This is a genomic window from Microbulbifer zhoushanensis, from assembly GCF_021729055.1.
In the GTDB taxonomy this organism is placed as follows: domain Bacteria; phylum Pseudomonadota; class Gammaproteobacteria; order Pseudomonadales; family Cellvibrionaceae; genus Microbulbifer; species Microbulbifer zhoushanensis.
The window spans coordinates 406,644-426,024 of sequence record NZ_JAJSAO010000004.1; the positions used below are offsets into that span (position 1 = coordinate 406,644).

At 63.1% G+C, this 19,381-nt stretch carries 20 protein-coding genes; 7 read left to right on the forward strand and 13 right to left on the reverse strand.

Annotation, left to right across the window (positions count from 1 at the left end; all coding sequences use genetic code 11):
* Positions 1 to 15 precede the first annotated feature (15 nt).
* The 9 genes from tolR to LVD10_RS10405 form a co-directional block, all read right to left on the reverse strand.
* Positions 16 to 447 (reverse strand): protein TolR, encoded by a 432-nt coding sequence (tolR, locus tag LVD10_RS10365; protein ID WP_232941107.1) that lies wholly within the window; start codon positions 445 to 447, stop codon positions 16 to 18.
* Positions 448 to 465: 18 nt separating this feature from the next.
* Positions 466 to 1,155, reverse strand: coding sequence for a protein TolQ (gene tolQ, locus LVD10_RS10370; protein ID WP_232941106.1), 690 nt, complete (start codon positions 1,153 to 1,155; stop codon positions 466 to 468).
* Between the two features lie 3 nt (positions 1,156 to 1,158).
* Positions 1,159 to 1,563 carry a tol-pal system-associated acyl-CoA thioesterase gene (gene ybgC / locus LVD10_RS10375; RefSeq protein ID WP_232941104.1) on the reverse strand — a complete coding sequence of 135 codons (405 nt, stop codon included), beginning with the start codon at positions 1,561 to 1,563 and terminating at the stop codon, positions 1,159 to 1,161.
* A 41-nt stretch (positions 1,564 to 1,604) separates the two neighbouring features.
* Positions 1,605 to 2,627 (reverse strand): Holliday junction branch migration DNA helicase RuvB, encoded by a 1,023-nt coding sequence (gene ruvB, locus LVD10_RS10380; protein ID WP_232941103.1) that lies wholly within the window; start codon positions 2,625 to 2,627, stop codon positions 1,605 to 1,607.
* Between the two features lie 114 nt (positions 2,628 to 2,741).
* Positions 2,742 to 3,353, reverse strand: coding sequence for a Holliday junction branch migration protein RuvA (gene ruvA / locus LVD10_RS10385; protein ID WP_232941102.1), 612 nt, complete (start codon positions 3,351 to 3,353; stop codon positions 2,742 to 2,744).
* A gap of 74 nt (positions 3,354 to 3,427) precedes the next feature.
* Entirely contained in the window at positions 3,428 to 3,958 is a 531-nt protein-coding gene (ruvC, locus tag LVD10_RS10390) for a crossover junction endodeoxyribonuclease RuvC (RefSeq protein ID WP_232941100.1), read from the reverse strand.
* 111 nt (positions 3,959 to 4,069) lie between these two features.
* The gene (locus tag LVD10_RS10395) at positions 4,070 to 4,813 is read right to left on the reverse strand and encodes a YebC/PmpR family DNA-binding transcriptional regulator (RefSeq protein WP_232941098.1); all 744 of its coding nucleotides are present in this window, start codon (positions 4,811 to 4,813) and stop codon (positions 4,070 to 4,072) included.
* 113 nt (positions 4,814 to 4,926) lie between these two features.
* Entirely contained in the window at positions 4,927 to 6,708 is a 1,782-nt protein-coding gene (gene aspS, locus LVD10_RS10400; RefSeq protein ID WP_237063552.1) for an aspartate--tRNA ligase, read from the reverse strand.
* 74 nt (positions 6,709 to 6,782) lie between these two features.
* Positions 6,783 to 7,043 carry an FmdB family zinc ribbon protein gene (locus LVD10_RS10405; RefSeq protein ID WP_232941095.1) on the reverse strand — a complete coding sequence of 87 codons (261 nt, stop codon included), beginning with the start codon at positions 7,041 to 7,043 and terminating at the stop codon, positions 6,783 to 6,785.
* Positions 7,044 to 7,322: 279 nt separating this feature from the next.
* Between LVD10_RS10405 and LVD10_RS10410 the strand changes: the two genes are divergently transcribed.
* The 5 genes from LVD10_RS10410 to LVD10_RS10430 all read left to right on the forward strand — a co-directional run bounded on the left by LVD10_RS10410 (position 7,323) and on the right by LVD10_RS10430 (position 12,431).
* Positions 7,323 to 7,751: an HU family DNA-binding protein gene (locus LVD10_RS10410; RefSeq protein ID WP_232941094.1), complete on the forward strand. Its 429-nt coding sequence runs from the start codon at positions 7,323 to 7,325 to the stop codon at positions 7,749 to 7,751.
* Positions 7,752 to 7,934: 183 nt separating this feature from the next.
* Positions 7,935 to 9,662: a proline--tRNA ligase gene (locus LVD10_RS10415; RefSeq protein WP_237063554.1), complete on the forward strand. Its 1,728-nt coding sequence runs from the start codon at positions 7,935 to 7,937 to the stop codon at positions 9,660 to 9,662.
* Between the two features lie 125 nt (positions 9,663 to 9,787).
* Positions 9,788 to 10,354 (forward strand): lytic transglycosylase domain-containing protein, encoded by a 567-nt coding sequence (locus LVD10_RS10420; RefSeq protein ID WP_232941091.1) that lies wholly within the window; start codon positions 9,788 to 9,790, stop codon positions 10,352 to 10,354.
* A gap of 34 nt (positions 10,355 to 10,388) precedes the next feature.
* Positions 10,389 to 11,456: a helix-turn-helix transcriptional regulator gene (locus LVD10_RS10425; RefSeq protein ID WP_232941090.1), complete on the forward strand. Its 1,068-nt coding sequence runs from the start codon at positions 10,389 to 10,391 to the stop codon at positions 11,454 to 11,456.
* A gap of 162 nt (positions 11,457 to 11,618) precedes the next feature.
* Complete coding sequence (locus LVD10_RS10430; RefSeq protein WP_232941089.1) at positions 11,619 to 12,431, forward strand: sterol desaturase family protein; 813 nt, start codon at positions 11,619 to 11,621, stop codon at positions 12,429 to 12,431.
* A gap of 89 nt (positions 12,432 to 12,520) precedes the next feature.
* On the opposite strand, the gene LVD10_RS10435 is transcribed toward LVD10_RS10430, so the two are convergent.
* Positions 12,521 to 12,922 (reverse strand): DUF4345 family protein, encoded by a 402-nt coding sequence (locus LVD10_RS10435; RefSeq protein ID WP_232941088.1) that lies wholly within the window; start codon positions 12,920 to 12,922, stop codon positions 12,521 to 12,523.
* A 292-nt stretch (positions 12,923 to 13,214) separates the two neighbouring features.
* Here LVD10_RS10435 and LVD10_RS10440 point away from each other — a divergent pair, with 292 nt between their 5' ends.
* A complete protein-coding gene (locus LVD10_RS10440; protein WP_232941086.1) occupies positions 13,215 to 14,069 on the forward strand; it encodes a peptidylprolyl isomerase in 855 nt (284 codons plus the stop codon).
* Positions 14,066 to 15,106, forward strand: a complete 1,041-nt coding sequence (locus tag LVD10_RS10445; protein ID WP_232941084.1) for a HupE/UreJ family protein — start codon at positions 14,066 to 14,068, stop codon at positions 15,104 to 15,106. The genes LVD10_RS10440 and LVD10_RS10445 overlap by 4 nt, the downstream gene beginning before the upstream one ends.
* A 43-nt stretch (positions 15,107 to 15,149) precedes the next feature.
* Here LVD10_RS10445 and LVD10_RS10450 read toward each other — a convergent pair whose 3' ends face one another.
* The 3 genes from LVD10_RS10450 to LVD10_RS10460 form a co-directional block, all read right to left on the reverse strand.
* Positions 15,150 to 15,626, reverse strand: a complete 477-nt coding sequence (locus tag LVD10_RS10450; RefSeq protein WP_232941083.1) for an Lrp/AsnC family transcriptional regulator — start codon at positions 15,624 to 15,626, stop codon at positions 15,150 to 15,152.
* A 97-nt stretch (positions 15,627 to 15,723) separates the two neighbouring features.
* On the reverse strand, positions 15,724 to 16,917 hold the full coding sequence (locus LVD10_RS10455) for a pyridoxal phosphate-dependent aminotransferase (protein ID WP_232941082.1): 1,194 nt from the start codon (positions 16,915 to 16,917) through the stop codon (positions 15,724 to 15,726).
* Between the two features lie 175 nt (positions 16,918 to 17,092).
* Positions 17,093 to 19,276 carry an autotransporter outer membrane beta-barrel domain-containing protein gene (locus LVD10_RS10460; protein WP_237063556.1) on the reverse strand — a complete coding sequence of 728 codons (2,184 nt, stop codon included), beginning with the start codon at positions 19,274 to 19,276 and terminating at the stop codon, positions 17,093 to 17,095.
* Positions 19,277 to 19,381 lie beyond the last annotated feature (105 nt).

The window sequence follows — 19,381 nt, forward strand, 5'->3', positions numbered from 1 at the left end:
TCGCTCACGCCACCCCTACTCTGCCGGAGGCTCGGTAACCAGGCCCACGCTCGGCGCACCGGCGGCCTGCAGCTGGGTCATGGCGCCGACAATCAGGCCATACTTGGCATCGGTATCTCCCCAGACCAGTACCGGCGTCTTGGGCTTTTGACGCAAAACCTTGCCGACAGTTTCCCGGATCTCGTCCATCGGCTTGGCAACTTTCTCGTCGTCGCCCAGGTTGAGGTAATAGGTACCATCGGCGCGCACGGAAACAATCAGGGGCTCATCATCGGTATCGTCGATCGGCGCCGAGGGCGCGTCGGGCAGGTCAACCTTGACGCCCTGCATCAGCAGTGGCGCCGTGACCATAAAGACGATCAGCAGCACCAGCATCACGTCGATATAGGGTACGACGTTGATTTCAGACACCAGTTTGCGCTTGCCGCCCTTGCGAAAAACACTCATGACAATCGTCCGGTCGCGTTAGCTGGAGTGCACTTTGCGGTGCAGGATCGAGGAGAACTCTTCGGCGAAAGTCTCATAGCTGGACAGCAGCCATTCCGCCTTGGCAGAGTAGCGGTTGTAGGCCATTACCGCGGGGATGGCGGCAAACAGCCCCATGGCGGTGGCCACCAGCGCCTCACTGATACCCGGCGCCACCGTGGCGATGGTGGCCTGGTGCATGGTGGCCAGGCCGCGGAAAGAGTTCATGATGCCCCACACGGTACCGAACAGGCCGATATAGGGGCTTACGGAACCCACCGATGCCAGGAATGGCAGGTTCATCTCCACTTTCTCCTGCTCACGGGACATAGCCACGCGCATGGCCCGCTCGGTGCCCTCCATGACGGCCTCGGGGCTGCTGCGGCCCTGCTGACGCAGGCGGGTGAATTCGGTGAAACCGGCACGGAACAGGGACTCGACGCCGTCGACTTTGCCCTTCTCGGCACGCACATTGCCCTCGCGGAACAGCTGGTTCAGGTCGGCCCCGGACCAGAAGCGGCGCTCGAAGTTGGTCAGCCCTTTCTTGGCGCGGGTCAGGTAGAGGCCGCGCTGGATGATCATCACCCAGGAAATCACCGAGGCCAGCAGCAGTAGCAACATCACCAACTGCACCAGCAGACTGGCGTTCTGTATCAGCCCCCACAGGGAAAGTTGTTCACCGGCGTTCATGTCTTAGTTCACTGCCTTCAATGCTTTATAGATAGATTCGGGAAGCGCGCAGGGTCTGCGGCTGTCATCTGCGACACAGGCGACTTTGACCACGCCCTCGCAGATAATTTCATCGTCGCGCCAGATTTTTTGTTCAAATGTCACTGCCGCGCGCCCAAGTTTGCCAATCGCCGCCGTTGCCCGCAATGCGTCGTCCAGCCGCGCCGAGCGCCGGTACTGGATTTCCGCCGAATGCACCACCAGCAGGAGCCCCTGCTGCGGCATGGCGGGCTTATCATAACCGAGCGAACGCACGAATTCTGTGCGCGCGCGCTCCATATACTTCAGATAATTGACGTAATACACGATTCCACCCGCGTCGGTGTCCTCGATATAGACACGCAGGGGGATACTGAAAACTTCTGCCACGTGGGTCCTTATTATCTCTGCTGGCGGCCCGCGGCCGCCGGTCAGCCCATCCGGTCCGGTTTGGGTATGCCGAAATGCTCGTAGGCCAGGGCCGTGACCATCCGGCCGCGCGGGGTGCGGGTGAGGTACCCCTGCTGGATCAGGTACGGCTCCAGCACATCCTCGATGGTATCACGCTCCTCGCTGACAGCCGCGGCGAGACTGTCGACACCCACCGGGCCACCGTCGAACTTCTCCATCATGGTGAGCAGCACGCGCCGGTCCAGCTGGTCGAAACCGCGCACATCCACGTTGAGCATATTCAGCGCCCGGTCGGCAATATCCGCATCCACCACACCATCGCCCTTCACCTCGGCAAAATCCCGCACCCGCCGCAGCAGGCGATTTGCAATCCGCGGGGTGCCGCGGGCACGCCGCGCCACCTCTAGCGCCCCGCCCTCGTCCATCTCCACGCCCATCAGGCGGGCGGAGCGGCTGACAATGCGGGTGAGGTCCTCGACGCTGTAGAACTCCAGCCGCTGCACAATGCCGAAACGGTCGCGCAGCGGCGAGGTCAGCAGGCCCGCACGGGTGGTCGCGCCGACCAGGGTAAATGGAGGCAGGTCCAGCTTGATGGAGCGCGCGGCCGGCCCCTCACCGATCATGATATCGAGCTGGTAGTCCTCCATAGCCGGGTATAGCACCTCCTCCACGTGCGGGCTGAGGCGGTGGATTTCATCGATAAAGAGGACGTCACCCGGCTCCAGATTGGTCATTAGTGCTGCCAGGTCGCCGGCCTTCTCCAGCACCGGTCCCGAGGTGGTCTTGATGGCGACACCCATTTCCGTGGCGATGATATTGGCCAGCGTGGTCTTGCCCAGCCCCGGCGGGCCGAACACCAGCGTGTGGTCCAGGGCATCGCCGCGCAGGCGGGCAGCCTGGATAAAGATCTCCATCTGCTCGCGCACCACCGGCTGGCCCACATAATCGGCGAGACTCTTGGGCCGCACGGCGCGATCGTGCTGATCTTCCTGGCCGGAGGGGCCAATGGGCTCGGGCGCAATCAGTCGGTCAGCTTCGATCATGGCTTCCTCCGCCAGCATAATCACAACCGCAAGGGCGAACCTCGTGCTCGCCCAATTCCGGACGGGCGGCCACGATGCCCGCCCCTACGACACCATTAGCTGGCCAGACACCGTTCATGCCGGCACCATGCTCTTGAGGGCCAGACGAATCAGGGTGGCACTGTCTGCATCGGGCTGCTCCTTCGTCGCCCGCGCCACCATCTTCGTGGCCTCGGTGGGCTTGTAACCCAGTGCCGCCAGGGCGCTTTCCGCCTCCCCGGCATGGTCGACTTTCGGCTCCGCCGCAGTGGCCATCAGCGGGATATCGTTGCTGTCACCGAACTGCGGCGCGAGTTTGTCGCGCAGCTCGATGATCAGGCGCTCGGCGGTTTTCTTGCCCACACCGGGCACCTTCACCAGCGCCGCCACGTTATCCTCCGACACGCAGCGCGACAGCGCAGCGCCGTCGAGGCCGGACAGGATCGCCAGCGCCATCTTGGGGCCGACGCCATTGACCTTGATCAGGGTACGGAACAGTGCGCGGTCCGCCTCACGGATAAAGCCGTACAGCTGCTGCGCAGTCTCGGACACCGCCAGGTGGGTATGCAGCACCACCGGCTGCCCTGCCGGCGGCAGTTCAAAAATGGTGGTCATCGGGGCCAGCACTTCATAGCCCACCCCCTGCACATCCACCAGCAGGTGCGGCGGCTGTACTGCGGCGAGGCTGCCGCTCAGTCTTCCGATCATCGTTATCCGGTTCTCTGTGTGGTTTTACTTCTTTATATATGTTCCCGTGCAACCTTCCCGGCTGCCACCGCCCGCTAGGAAACCGTGAGACGACCGCGTCGGAAGCGGCCCCGGCCACTGCCCGCGGTATGCACCAGGGTCTGCATGGTGTGCATATGGCACAGCGCCACGGCCAGGGCATCGGCGGCGTCCTCCTGCGGCGCGGCCGGCAGGGATAACAGGGTCTTCACCATATGCTGCACCTGCAGCTTGTCCGCCGCGCCACTGCCGACGATGGCCTGCTTGACCTTGCGCGCCTCGTATTCCGCCACCGGCAGGTCGGCGTGGGTGGCCGCCACGATGGCGGCGCCGCGGGCCTGGCCCAGCTTCAGCGCGGAGCCTGCGCTCTTGGACATGAATACGTTCTCGATCGCCATCTGCGCCGGCTGGTATTGGCCGGCGATCTGGCTCACGGCATCGAAGATCAGCTTGAGGCGCTCGGGCAGCTCCGCGTCGGGCAGGCGGATCACACCACTGGCCACATAGCGGGCCTTGCCGCGCTCCACGTCGATCAGGCCGTATCCGGTCTTGCGCGAGCCGGGATCGATCCCCAGGATTCGGGTCAAAGGGCGCCTTCCTGTATGTTTATATAGTAATGGCGAAAGGTAAGAAGTGTCCCAAGGCGGGCGGGAGGCGTCAAGGGAGGCAGGGCGGGCCGGGCGGCCCACCCTCCCGGGTCAGCCGAGCTCGGCCATGACCTCTTCGGGGATATCGGCATTGGTATAGACGTTCTGCACGTCATCCAGGTCTTCCAGCATATCCACCAGTGCCAGCACCTTTTCCGCACCATCCTTTTCCAGCGGGATGGTGGTGGACGGGATCATGGCTATTTCGGCACCGTCCGGCTTGAAGCCCGCCTCAGTCAGTGCGTCTTTTACCGGCATGTAGTCCTGGAACTCGGTGGTGAGCTCGATACTGCCGTCATCGTTGGTCTCGATGTCCTCGGCCCCGGCCTCCAGGGCCGCCTCCATCAGGGCATCCTCATCGGTGCCGGGCTCGTAATACATCTGGCCCTTGCGGGTGAAGAGATAGGCTACCGAACCATCGGTTCCCAGGTTACCGCCGCGCTTGGTAAAGGCATGGCGAACCTCGGCAACGGTGCGGTTGCGGTTATCGGTCAGGCACTCCACCAGGACCGCAACACCGCCGACACCGTAGCCCTCGTAGGTCACCGCCTCGTAGTTATCACCCTCGGCATTGCCCGCGCCGCGCGCAATCGCCTTGTCGATGGTGTCCTTTTTCATGTTGGCACCCAGCGCCTTGTCGACAGCAGCGCGCAGGGCCGGGTTGTCATCCGGGTTGGGACCGCTCTTCGCAGCGACGGTCAGCTCGCGAATGATCTTGGTGAAAACTTTGCCGCGCTTGGCATCCTGGGCCGCCTTGCGGTGCTTGATATTGGCCCATTTACTGTGTCCAGCCATTACTCTCTCCGGTAATTCTCCGTCGTGGCTTTTGCAAACCTGTCGTCACCCCGGTGCCAGCCGGGACCCGGATGGCACTGGTTGCCGGCCAGCGCCGGCAGGGGACGCAACTGTTAACTGACCTGCTCTTCCTTCTTCTGGCGCAGGCGGATATTCAGCTCGCGCAGCTGCCGCGAATCCACGGTGCCCGGGGCATCGGTCATGACACAGGCCGCGCTCTGGGTTTTCGGGAAGGCGATCACATCGCGGATTGAGTCGCTGTCGGTCATCAGCATCACCAGGCGATCGAGGCCGAAGGCCAGGCCACCGTGGGGCGGCGCGCCGTACTTGAGCGCGTCGAGCAGGAAGCCGAACTTCTCGCGCTGCTCGCGCTCGTCGATCCCCAGCGTACGGAACACCGCCTGCTGCATGTCCTGGTTGTGGATGCGGATCGAGCCACCACCCAGCTCGGTGCCGTTCAGGACCATGTCGTAGGCCCGCGACAGCGCTTCCAGCGGGTTCTTTTCCAGCTCTTCCGGTGAACAGGAGGGAGCGGTAAACGGGTGGTGCAGCGAGGTCAGGCTGCCGTCGTCCTCCTCCTCGAACATGGGGAAGTCCACTACCCAGAGCGGTGCCCACTCGGCGGTGTACAGGTCCAGGTCCTCGCCCAGCTTGCAGCGCAGGGCGCCCAGTGCCTCGGAGACGACCTTGGCCTTGTCGGCACCAAAGAAAATCAGGTCGCCGTTTTCGGCCTGCATGCGCTCCAGGATCGCCGCGCGGGTCTCGATGGGCAGGAACTTGGTAATCGGTGACTGGAGGCCGCCCTCGAGGTCATCCTTGTCGTTGACCTTGATGTAGGCCAGGCCCTTGGCCCCGTAAATACCCACAAACTTGCCGTAATCATCGATCTGCTTACGGGTCAGCTTGTCGTTGCCGCCCGGAACCTTCAGCGCCGCCACGCGACCCTTGGGGTCATTGGCCGGGCCGGAGAAGACCTTGAACTCCACCTCGGTCATCAGGTCCTTGATCTCCACCATCTCCAGCGGGATACGCAGGTCCGGCTTGTCGGAACCGAAGCGCAGCATGGCCTCGTAATAGCTCATGCGCGGGAAGTCACCCAGCTCGACACCTTTCAGTTCGCTGAACAGGCTGCGCACCATGGCCTCGGTAATCGCCATGATGGCGTCTTCGTCGAGGAAGGCGGTCTCGATATCGATCTGGGTAAATTCCGGCTGGCGATCCGCCCGCAGGTCTTCATCGCGGAAACACTTCGCAATCTGGTAATAGCGATCGAAGCCGGACACCATCAGCAGCTGCTTGAACAGCTGCGGCGACTGCGGCAGGGCGAAGAACTTGCCGTCGTGGGTGCGGCTCGGCACCAGGTAGTCACGAGCCCCCTCCGGCGTCGCGCGGGTCAGGATCGGGGTCTCGATATCCAGGAAGCCCTCGCCATCGAGGTAATTGCGGATGGCCGTGGTCAGCCTGGAGCGGAAGCGCAGGTTGTGCTGCATCTCGCGGCGACGCAGGTCCAGGTAGCGGTACTTGAGACGCACGTCTTCACCGACATCGGTGTGCTCGTCGAGCTGGAACGGGACAGTCTCCGCCGTATTGAGGATCTCCAGGGCAGTGCCGTAGACCTCGATCTCGCCGGTGGCCATATTCGGGTTAACCGCCTCGGGCGCACGGGCACGAACACGTCCGGTAACCTTGAGGACGTACTCACTGCGCACCCGGTCGGCCAGCTCGAAGTACTCCGCCGCGTCCGGGTCAAACACCACCTGCGCGATACCGTCGCGGTCGCGCAGGTCGATGAAGATCACACCGCCGTGATCGCGGCGGCGGTCCACCCAGCCGCACAGGGTAACTTCGCGGTCGATGTCCGCAGAACGAAGGGCGCCACAGTAGTCGCTGCGCATGAATACAATTCCCGTTGTCGATAGTGATTGGCTGGGCGGCAGGTGCCGCCCGATTGGCTCCGGCCCGGTCCCGGTCAGCTGGCCTTGGCCTTGTCCCCGGCGGGCTTGTCCGCCCTGGGCTTGGCCGCATCCCCGGCCAGGTTCTTCTTGTTCCCGGTCTTGAAGTCGGTCTCGTACCAGCCGCCGCCCTTGAGACGGAAGCCGGCGGCCGAGATCTTCTTGCGAAGCTCGGCCTGTTTGCACTCGGGGCAGTCGGTCAGGGGCGCATCACTGATACGCTGCAGGGCCTCCATCTGGTGACCGCAGGCACTGCACTGATATTCATAGATCGGCATGGATTCAGTACCCGATACATTAAGGGGCGCAGATTATACATGACGCCCCGCGAGGGAAGAAGCAGGCAGAGGCCGCTCCACCGCAGCCGCCCCCGCAGGGTGCAATGCCCACCAAAATGAGCACGGCGCAGCAGTCCGGGGGCCAAAATCGTGAAAAAAAGCACTATTTTTCCCGCTCAACCCCGTGCGCGTGAAAAAAAACTATATATACTTCGGGGCAGTACCACGCTGTACGAACACATTTTTATCGGAAAAACACAACTCAAAAGGAAGCTACTCATGGCCGCACGCAAAGCATCAGCCAAGAAAGCACCCGCTAAGAAGACCGCAGCGAAGAAAACCGCGGCTAAGAAGGCTCCGGCCAAGAAAGCCGCCCCGAAGGCCAAGAAGGTTACTGCGATCAAGGAAAAGTACACCAAGACCCAGATCCTGAACCAGATCTCCGAGAACACCGAGCTGACCCGCAAGCAGGTCCAGTCTGTACTGGACGAGTTGTCCGACATCATCGAGGGTCACATCAAGAAGCGCGCGGTGGGTGAATTCGCCCTGCCCGGCCTGATGAAGATCACCACCGTGAAGAAGCCGGCCAAGAAGGCCCGCAAGGGTATCAACCCGTTCACAGGCGAAGAGACCGTATTCAAGGCCAAGCCCGCCAGCACTACCGTCAAGGTACGCCCGCTGAAGAAGCTGAAGGAAATGGCCGAGTAAGAATACCCGCCGATTCCGGACGCCAGACCCCGCCCCCGGCGGGGTTTTCTGTCTGGGGCCCCGGCCCGGCAGGGAAAACTGCCCCCGCGCGCCCCTACCATCCCCAGCCCGCCCCGGCGTAAAATACCCGCCCAGAAAGCCAGACCCAATTACCAGTAAAACCAACCGGACAAGACTCGATTTATGCGCGCATCCCGCTACCTGATCGCCACCCAGAAAGAAACCCCGAATGACGCTGTGGTCATCAGCCACCAGCTGATGCTGCGCGCGGGCATGATCCGTCGCCTGTCCTCGGGACTGTATACCTGGCTGCCCACCGGACTGCGCGTGCTGCGCAAGGTGGAGCGTATTGTGCGCGAGGAAATGGACCGCGCCGGCGCCCTGGAGGTGCTGATGCCAGTGGTCCAGCCGGCCGAACTGTGGGAGGAATCCGGTCGCTGGCAACAGTACGGGCCGGAACTGCTGCGGGTCGAGGACCGCCATCACAACCCCTTCTGCCTGGGTCCCACCCACGAGGAAGTGATCACCGACCTGATCCGCAACGAGATCAGCAGCTACAAGCAGCTGCCGGCCAATTTCTACCAGGTACAGACCAAGTTCCGCGACGAAATCCGCCCGCGCTTCGGCGTGATGCGGGCGCGCGAGTTCACCATGAAGGATGCCTACTCCTTCCACCTGGGTGCCGACTCGCTGCAGGAGACCTACGACATCATGCACGGCGCCTACTGCCGCATCTTTGATCGCATCGGCCTGGACTACCGCCCGGTACTGGCGGACACCGGCGCCATCGGCGGCTCCAGCTCGCATGAGTTCCACGTACTGGCCGAGAGCGGAGAAGACGACATTGCCTTCGCCACCGACAGTCGCTACGCCGCCAACGTGGAGCTGGCCGAAGCCGTGGCCCCGGCTGGCGAGCGCCCGGCACCCGCGGCCGACATGGCCGAGGTACACACCCCGGGCCAGAAAACCATCGACGCGGTGAGCCAGTTCCTGGGTAGCGAGCCGTCCCAATCGGTCAAGACCCTGATCGTACTGGGGGAGGCAGAAGAGGGCGAAACCGCCCCCCTGGTGGCCCTGGTACTGCGCGGCGACCACGAACTGAACGAGCTCAAGGCGGAAAAGCTGGCCGGAGTCGCCAGCCCGCTGCAGTTCGCGCCCGAGGAGCGTATCAGCGCCGAGCTGGGCTGCGGTATCGGCTCACTGGGACCGGTGGGCCTGGGAATCGAGGTTATCGTGGACCGCACCGCCGCGCACCTGGCCGACTTCACCTGCGGCGCCAACCGCGACGATTACCACCTGACCGGCGTCAACTGGGAACGGGATGTGCAGCTGGCGCGGGTCGAGGACCTGCGCAACGTGGTGGCCGGCGATGCCAGCCCTGATGGTAAGGGGACCCTGGAAATCAAACGTGGTATCGAGGTTGGCCACATCTTCCAGCTGGGCGACAAGTACAGCCGTGCAATGAACGCCACCGTGCTGGATGAGAACGGCAAGGAGCAGACCATGGCCATGGGCTGTTACGGTATCGGCGTTTCGCGCATCGTCGCTGCCGCCATCGAGCAGAACCACGATGATGCCGGCATCATCTGGCCGGAGGCCATCGCACCCTTCCAGCTGGCCATCGTGCCCATCAACATGCACAAGAGCGAGCTGGTACGGGAGAAGTGCGACCACCTCTACGAGACCCTGCGCGAGGCCGGCGTCGATGTACTGCTGATGGACGAACCCAAGGCGCGCCTGGGGGCCATGCTGGCCGACGTCGAACTGATGGGCATTCCGCACCGCATTGTGGTGGGTGACCGCGGCCTGGAGAAAGGCGTAGTGGAATACAAGGGCCGCCGCGACGCGGAGAGCCAGGACTTCGCCGAGTCCCAGCTGGTCGAAGTCCTGCTGGAAAAACTGGGCGGTTAACCGCTCTACGATAGGGGTCGGGAGCCGGCTGGCTCCCGATCGCGCGCCCCCACAACCGGCCCCGGCCGTGTCACCATGAACTACCCCCTGCCCTTTCCCCGCACCTTCTCGTAAAATCGGTTGCCATGATAAGAACAAGCCTTATTGCACTGCTGCTCATGCTGTTTACCGCCGGCGCCAATGCCCAGGTGCGCATCCCCGAGCTGGCGCCGGAGGAGCGTGCAGCGCTGCGCAATGCCATCGGGCAGGCCGACAGCTTTGCCGACCGCTTTGACGCGGAGGTATGGCTGATGGCCAAGTCCCAGCCGCTGGCGCGCTACATCAAGGACCCGGATGAACGTATGCACGTGCTCAAGGCGATCCACCGGGAAGCCACCCTGGCCGGGCTCAGCCCCGAGATCGTCCTGGCGGTGATCCAGATCGAGAGCGCCTTCAACCCCTACGCGGTGTCCCGCGTGGGTGCCCAGGGCATGATGCAGGTGATGCCGTTCTGGAAGAACGAAATCGGCAGCCCCACGGACAACCTGATCGATATGGACACCAACCTGCGCTACGGCTGTACCATCCTCAAGCACTATATCGGCAAGGCCAGGGGCAACCTGGCCAACGCCCTGGCCTACTACAACGGCAGTTACGGCCGACACACCTACAGCAGCAAGGTACTGGACGCCTGGGCGGAGCGCTGGCGCTGATGGCAGTCTGCGGCACGGGTACAGGGGACAGGCAGTGAGTACCGCGTTCATCTTCTTCACCGGCGCCGCCTGCAGCCTGCTGCTACTGGCCGCCGCCAAGCTGGCAACCCATTACCGGGGACTCGACGCCGCACGCTGGCTGCTGCTGGTGATCACCGGCGTATTTTTCTACCTGCTGCGCCACGCCCTTCCCGAAGCACCGCCGCCACTGGATTTCCTGGTGGTATTCCCGTCGATCCTGGTACCCGGTGCTTTCTGGCTGTTCGCCCACACCCTCTGCCACGACTGTGACCCTTTCCCGCGCTGGGGCTGGGCGCTCATCGGCCTCGACGTGGTGATCAACAGCCTGTCCAGTAGCAGCCTGCTCCGCGACAACTGGCAGGCGCTGGATAATGCCACCTATATTCTTGCCCAGCCGCTCAAGCTGGGGCTGCTGTCCGCCGGGGTGATTACGCTGCTGCGCCACTACCAGTCGGATCTGGTGGAAGCCCGCCGCAACCTGCGGCTGGTCCTGATGATCGCTGTCGGCGGCTATATGCTGCTGGTTGTCATGGCCGAATTCCTGTTCACCTACCGGCCCGCCCCCGCCGGCATCCCGGCCCTGCATGCAGTGCTGGCCAGCCTGCTGTCGCTGTCAGCATGCCTCTGGCTGCTGGCCCCGGCCCCCGGTGCACTGGCGGAATCCCTGCCCAGGGACAATGAGGAAGCGGTTACCACCGAGGCCACGCCCCGCCCCCCGTCGCCCATGGATGACAGCCAGCGGCAACTGGCAGGAAAGCTCGAGGCCCACATGCAGGCCGGCGGCTACCGCCGCACCGGCCTCACCATCCGCGAACTGGCGGAGGAACTGGGGGCCCGCGAACATATCCTGCGCGCCCTGATCAACCGCCACCTGGGCTACCGCAACTTCAACGAATTCCTGAACCAGTACCGTATCGACGAGGCCAGCACCCGGCTGGCGGATCCGGGGCAGGCCCACCTGCCGGTGCTGACCATCGCGCTGGATATTGGCTATCGCTCCCTGAGCCCCTTCAATGCCGCTTTCAAGCGCCGCCACCAGCAGACACCCACCGAGTACCGACGCGAAAGGCTGCCCGCCTGAATCGGCATAATTCCGGAATCCGTCAGCTGTTTTTTCGTTTTCCGTAAGCGTCCACCCGCACTTTCCGCCAGACTCTTCCCTGATTCACTGTGGGGGCGGACCTTGTGTCCGGCCCTGCGGCCACCATAAAAAACATCGGAAGAAGAATAAGCAGGTGAACCTATGGAAGTGGCGTTTCTCGCGGAGATGGCCCAGGCATGGCTGTCGCATTTCAGGACTGACCTGTTTCGCTACCTGATGGCTGCTACCGCAGTGAGCCTGTCCGTCAGCTGGCTGTTCCGGGGCTGGATGGAGCGCCGGCGGATCCAGAAGCGCCGTGCCCGCTGGCGGGATATCCGCCGGGAAGTCAGCTTCTCCATGCTGACCCTGGGGATTTTTGCCACCGTGGGCATCATCACCAGCGTGCTGCGCGACTGGGGGCTGGTGAAGCTCTACTGGGAGTGGGGGGACTATCCATTGTGGTGGGCTGTCCTGAGCCTGCCGGTGGTCATCCTGGTCCACGATGCCTACTTCTACTGGACCCACCGGGCCATGCATCATCCCCGCCTGTTCCGGCACTTCCATCGGGTACACCACCTGTCCCGCACCCCCACGCCATGGGCGGCCTACAGTTTTTCGGTGGGCGAGGGTGTGCTGATGGCGGTCTTCTCCCCCCTGATCCTGACCCTGATGCCCCTGCATGTGCTGGTGTGGCTGGCGTTTATTTTCGTAATGATCTTTCGCAACGCGATGCTGCACGCCGGCTGCGAATTCCATCCGCGCAGCTGGGTCGATGGCCCGCTGGACTTTATGACCACCACTACGCATCACGACCTGCATCACCAGAAATTCCAGGGCAACTACGGCTTCTACTTCACCTGGTGGGACCGCTGGATGGGCACCGAGTTTAAGAACTACAAGGACGAGTTCCGCCGTGCCGCTGCCGGGAATAACGGCGATGACGACGGGAGAGAAGATTTGCAGGTGACCGCCTGACACCGGATTGCGGCTGATCGGCAATGAAGTCCGCAAGCTCGCGTGGCCCGGCACCCGTTACAGGGCGTCCGGTGCCACGCATTTTTGTTTCAGGAAGCCTGGGGGCGCTTGTCACGCCCGTGAAGGTAACAGGCAACGCCCCACAGTATTAGCAGCACCTCGGTGGCAAAGAACAACCCATTGCGCCAGTCAAAACCACTGTGGGCCAGCATGCCCACCAGGCGCCCGCCACCAAACCCGGCATAGGCCATTGCCAGCAGGAGGAATGCGGTGGGTCGATGGCGCCGGAACACCAGGGCCAACGCGATCGCTGCGGCGATCGCCAGCATCAGCCCGCCAAATGTGGCCAGGAACTCCGGCATGGCCGAGGGTGCCAGCAACGCAAAGTCGATCGTCTTGGCAAAAGCCGCTGGATTGGCAAAGGCCATCACACCGATGATCGCGAACACCAACGCATTCAGAATCAGGTAAATCGTTCCGCTGTTTCTCACTGCCTGCCTCCTTTACAAGCGGTTCGCCCATAAGACCCTTGAAGTCTGGCCCCACACTCCCCGACGGGCCAGCTTTCCGCCCCTGTCGATGAAATTTGCGTACCGGATGCGGTTTTACCTGCCAGGCGGCCACGACCGGAAGCACTCCGGACTACTATCCGATCGAGCGTCATTGCAATCGCCGTGGGGGAGCCGTGGCAGGCGCCCCGCATCTCCTCCCCCCGACTGGCATGACCCCGGCTCTAACAGCCCCGGGAACTACAGGCCCAACAATAATGGAAAGGACGTCAGTATGCGTAATTCGTACTTGCGTGAACCGCTGGTGCACTTTGCCCTGATCGGGGCGCTGCTGTTCGGCATCAACGCTGTATTTACGGATAGAGATGAAAGTTTGGATGAAATCGTCGTAAGCCGCGACCGTATCGATCATCTCGCCGCCGTGTTCGAGCGGCGCTGGCAGCGCCCGCCCTCTGAGCAGGAACTACATGACCTCGTGGAAAACTTTATCCGCGAGGAAGTGCTTTACCGCGAGGCAATGAACCTGGGCCTGGACAGGGATGACACGGTCATCAGGCGGCGCCTGCGCATGAAGATGGAGTTCCTGGCCCGGGACCTGGTCGATGCCGTCGATCCCGGCGAAAAAACCCTGCGGGATTTCCACGCCGCCAATGCCGAACAATACCGGAGGCCGGCACGCATGAGTTTCCGGCAGGTCTATTTCGACCGCGCGGCCCACGAAAACCCGGAATCGGCTGTCGAGACCGCCCGGGCACTGCTCGGGGAAGGGGTACCGGAGGCGGAGCTGGGTGACAGCAGCCTGCTGCAGGCCCACTACCGTGACGAGAGCAGCGAGCGGCTGGAGCGGGTTTTCGGCGGGGGATTTGCCGCGAAGCTGCTCGACCTGCCCCGGGGGCAGTGGAGCGGTCCGGTGGAGTCAGCGTACGGGCTGCACCTGGTTTTTATCGAGGCCCGCCAGCCCCGGCGGGTGGCAGGTTTTGACGAGGTGCGTGCAGAGGTTCTGCGCGACTGGCAGCGCAGCGAAAAGCAACAGGTACTCGAAGCGCAGTACGAAAATTATCGCACGGCCTACAGGGTGCGTATCGACGAATTCCCGGGGCGCGAAACTGACGGGGTGGCCATGCAATGAATCGCCTGTCGCTGCTCCAGATTACAATGATCTTTGCCCTCCTGGCCCTGCTGCTGTCATTCCAGGCCAGCTCCCACGAACTGCGCCCGGCCTACCTGCAGGTCCGGCAGACCGCGGAAGAGTCCTTCAGGGTAACCTGGCGGGTACCGGCCCGCGGCGACCTGCGGCTGGCCATCAACGCGCGCTTCGACGACAGCGTGGTGCCCACCGGCACACCGCGCGCCAGCTTCGCCAATGGCTTCTACACCGAGTCCTGGGATATCCGCCACCCGGAAAAACTGGCCGGTGCACAGGTATCCATTGATGGGCTGAGCCAGACCATGACCGACGCACTGGTGCGCATCCAGTGGCAGGACGGGCGCGAACAGGTGGCGCGCCTGTTACCGGACAAAACCGGAATGGTGGTGGATACCAGGGCCAGTGGCGCCCAGGTTGCCGCGACCTATTTCGTGCTGGGTGTGGAGCATATCCTGCTGGGTATCGACCACCTGCTGTTTGTGCTGGCACTGGTGCTGCTGGTCAGTGGCTGGCGGCAACTGGTGATCACCATCACAGCTTTCACCCTTGCCCACAGCCTGACCCTGGCCGCCGCAGTGCTCGGCTGGGTCGCCGTGCCGCAGGCGCCGGTGGAGGCGATCATTGCCCTCAGCATCGTGTTTGTCGCCAGCGAGATTCTGCAGAAACAGCGCGGCCGCTCGACCATCGCGATCCAGCGACCCTGGCTGGTGGCTTTTGCCTTCGGGCTGCTACACGGGCTGGGATTCGCCGGGGCGCTGGCGGAAATTGGCGTACCCGGGCACGCGATCCCGCTGTCGCTGGCAGTGTTCAATATCGGCGTGGAGGCGGGGCAACTGGCCTTTATTGGCGCGCTGGCCGCGTTGTACTGGCTGGGCCGGCGGTTGCCATCGGTGCAACTGTGGGAGGCCCGGACCAGTGCGCCCGCCAGCGCACTGGTGGCGACCCCGGTTTCCTATGTGGTGGGCGGCCTGGCAGCCTGGTGGCTGGTGGATCGCACCCTGGCAATGATGCTGGTCTGAACCGGGGCGGGGGCCGGCCATCGCCGGCCCGGAAAGGGACAGATCAGTCCTGGAACAACAGTTCCAGGGGGTAACCCTTGAACGGCTTGGTCTTCTCGATCACCAGGTGCGAGGTCATGCGCGAAATGGCCGCATCCTCGTTGGCCAGCAACTGCTCGGACACCCGGTTGAAGTCCGCCGCGTCCGGGCAGATAAAGCGCAGCATGTAATCGAACTCTCCCGACATCTTCACGCAGGAAACGATCTGCGGGATATCGTTGATGGCGCGCCGGAAGCTCTCGCTGGTGCGGGCATCCTGGCGTTTCAGGGCCACATTGACGTAGAACTCTGCGTGGCGGACCTTGTCCAGGTTGACCTCCGCGAGGAACTCGCGGATGTAGCGCTCACTGGTGAGCCGCTTGACCCGCGCCAGGCAGGCGCTCTCGGACAGGCCGATCTCTTCACTCAGGTTCAGGTTGCTGATACGCGCGTTGGTCTGCAGTGCCTGCAGGATTTTCAGGTTATGCCGGTCGATTTTCACGGTGTTGTTGATCTTCTACCACGGAGGGGCCAAGGATACCGGCATTCGTGCCGGGCCGAAACATCGGGTCGGGCGGGCCACTGGCCCGCCGCCTCAATCAACCCGCCTGGCGGTTACCACTGGTGACGAAGCGCTCGATACGGTCCAGCGCGCGGCGCAGGTCCCCGTCATCGGCGGCCAGGGTCAGGCGCACGTGGTTCACCGCACTGGCGCCGAACGGCGCACCCGGCAGGACCGACACGTGCTCCGCGTCCAGCAGCGCCTCGGCAAAGGCCTCGCCGGATTCCGCCACCTTCGACACATCCACCATCACGAACATGCCGGCGTCCGGCGTGGCACAGCTGAGCCCCGGGATCCCGGCAATCCGCTCGACAATCAGGTCACGGCGCTGCTGGTAGGCATCGCGCATCTGGCTGACGAAATAGGAGTCGAACTCCAGCGCAAAGGCCGCCGCCTCCTGGATAAACTGGGGGCAACCGAAGATGGTGGCGCCGGCGAACTGGGCCAGCCGCTCGGTCAGCTCGCCCCTGGCCACCGCCCAGCCAAGGCGCCAGCCACTCATGGCGTGGGACTTGCTCAGGCCGTCAATCACTACCACGTTGTCCAGCTCCTCGGCGGCGGTGCGCAGGGAGGTATGACGGCGGGCAAAGGTGATCATCGAGTACATCTCGTCGCTGATCAGCCAGATATCGCGCTCGCGGCAGTAGGCGGCCAGCTCGCGCAGCTGCTCCGGGGTGGCCATGGCGCCGGTGGGATTCACCGGGGTATTGATCATCACCACGCGGATGTCGTCGGTGATCGCCGCCTTGATCGCCTCCACGTCAAAGGCGAAGTTGTCCTCCGCCGGGCAGGCGACTTTCTGCATCTCCAGGCCCAGTGCGTTGCAGATGGGCACATAGCCGATATACATCGGCTCCGGGATCAGCACTTTCTCGCCGGGGTTCAGCAGGCAGGCGAGCACGGCGTAAATGGCGTTGGTACCACCGGGGAACACCACCACATCGTCCGGGCTGCACGGGTGCGGCGACACCTTGCTCTCGATCGCGGCGATGGCACTTCGCAGCATCGGCTCGCCGGCATCGGGGGAATAGTGGGTACGGCCGACACCCAGGCGCGCGCGGGTGTAATCGAGGATCGGCTCCGGGGTATCGAAGTTGGGGTCGCCCACACACAGGAATATCACGTCCTCGCCTTTGTCGGCCAGTTCGTGGGCCCGGTCACTGACCGCCCAGACATTGGCATCCGCCTGGTTGAGTCGCTCGCTGGCGTTACTGAAATGTGGCTTGTACATCGTTCCTGTCCGGTTGTTATCGATACTTCTACGTTAACAACCGGGCGGGTAATCGATGGCGCTAAAGCGCGGTGCTTTTCGCATTCCCGCGCCATTTTGGGCGCCTTTGCCGCAGAAAATTCGGTGACCGTACTCCGTTCCTGGTCAAGCGGATACCCACCCTCTGACTGCAGCCTCAGAAGCGGTAATTGATGTTCAGGCCACCGATCTCATCCTCCGGGCGCAGCATGATATTGCCGCTCACCTGCAGTTTTTCGGTGACATTCAGCCCCACCATGGCACCGGCGCCGTTCTGGAAGAAACCGCGCCCGTCGCTGTCATAGGCCCTCAGGTACGCACTGTTGCCACGAATCGACTTGAGACCGACGCGGACATCGGCGGTATCGTCACCGTCATTGCCTTCCACCCAGACTTCCCCGAACCAGCGCCATTCGGCATTTTCCGGCGCGTTGTAGAAAAAGCCAGCACGGTAGCGCAGGTATTCCCGGTCCTGGCCCTTCACCTTGAGCCCGATCGGGTCGAGGGTCTCGCCGGTGACACTGCTGACATAGCGGAGATCTGGATCGGTGCGCTCGCGGAAGCGGTCGACCTCTACCTCGGTCCACTCCACCGATACGAACGGGCCCAGCTGGCAGGGCAGTGCCGGAGCGGTATCGTAACCGCCGCGCAGGAACACACCGGAGGCATCACCCTCGGTGCCCGCCTGGACCCGGGTCCGGAACGACTGGCCCAGGTGGATACGGCGATCCACTTCGTCATAATCGATATCACTGTAGGTGAAGCCACCATCAACAAACCAGCGCTCGTCGTTCCAGCGGGCAAACCAGCTGAAATTCAGGTTGTCCGCCTCCAGCCACAGGTTGTCCGGCGTGTACTCGGTGCTGCCATAGGAAAGCGACAGGGACCACTCGAAATTCTCGGCGGCATTGAAGCTGAAGCCAAACAGGCCATTCCAGGCGCTGTCGTCGTAATACTGGGCCGGTCCGCCGCCCAGCTCGGTCCGCTGCCACGCACCGCCGAAGAAAATGGTGGTGGTGGGCTCGCGGAAACGCTGGGCCACCAGGTGATGGTCGATATTGGTCTGGTGCGTGCGGTAATTCTGGTAACCCAGGTCGGGCAGTAAGCCGAAGCCCACCGGTGCGCTCAGTACCGAATAATAATAATCACCGAGCACTTCCTGCGCTGCCAGGGTCGGGTGCACGCCATCGTTGAAATACAGGCGGTCCGCATTGGGCGCACTGCCGTTTTCACTGAACACCGGGTCCGGGTTGGCACAGGCACCCGCCATATAACAGGTGGCAGCCTGGTCGATATCGGCAAAGCCAAACAATCCCGGCCTGTCCAGTGCCAGCGCGGCAAGCCCAGCAGAATCGAGGATCAGCACATTGGCCCCCAGCAGCACCAACTGCGAACGCAGCGCCTCGTTATACAGCGACGTGCCGATATTGGCAGTACTCACCGCACCCGGGCCGATATCATTCATCAGCGGCGTATTACCCACCCGCGGTACGTTCGATACCACCACATAGTCCGCTCCCGCCGTGCTCAGCTCGGCGACCGCGAAAGTGAGAAACCTGGCCGCCCGCTCCATACTTTCCGGGCTGATGGTTCCGGCCAGGGTGCCGGCAATGATGTCGTTGCCACCCCCGTTCAGGTAATAGAGCGCATGGGAATCGATACTGTTGCGCTGCAGGAACCCCTGCCCACTGGCGTTGGGGACACCGGTCAGCCCGATACCATTGCCGGGATCGTCTACCAGCGCCTGTAGTGCCACCGGGTCACCAAACGCGGCCACGGCGGCTGCCACCTCCGCCGGAGGCAGGTAGGGGCTCTCACCGGCGGCAGGATCGCAGATGCCGTCGGGGCCGCAGCGGGTGGAATCCGGCAGGATGGTAGTCAGGCTGTTGTGGTCGGCGACGGTGGTATCGGGAAACAGCTCGAGAAAGCGCTGCGGACCCACCACGTCGAGCAACACATCGGCGGCCCGGTTACCGCCCACTGCCCAGTTATTACCGTTGGCCAGCAGAGATTGCGAGATCTGTGCCACCTGCTCTGCCGGCGTGCCCGGGGCCGGCGCACAGGGAATGGCGCCACCGAAATCCGGCCCCAGGCCGAAACAGGACGGCGTCAGCATGGGAAGGCCGAAGCGCTGGGCGGTAAAGCTGATGGCCGGCTGGCGCGGAGTTTCCCCACCCGGGTCGGGGCTGGTAAATATGCCGGCATTGCCGCTGTCGGACAGGCTGTCACCGAAGACATAAAAATTACTGTAGAGGTCCTCGGTGACATTCTCGTCGGCAAAGCTGGCCGATGCTGCTGCCAGTGCCACGGCCAGGCTGATGGATTTCGCGGTGAATCCCATGTCGCACTCCTTTGCTTGTACGCGGGCTTACATGTGCCGCACGCCTTTGCGCTGTTATGTTGGCGGTGGTCGCGATGGGCCAAGTATAGACACGCCTCGCCACAA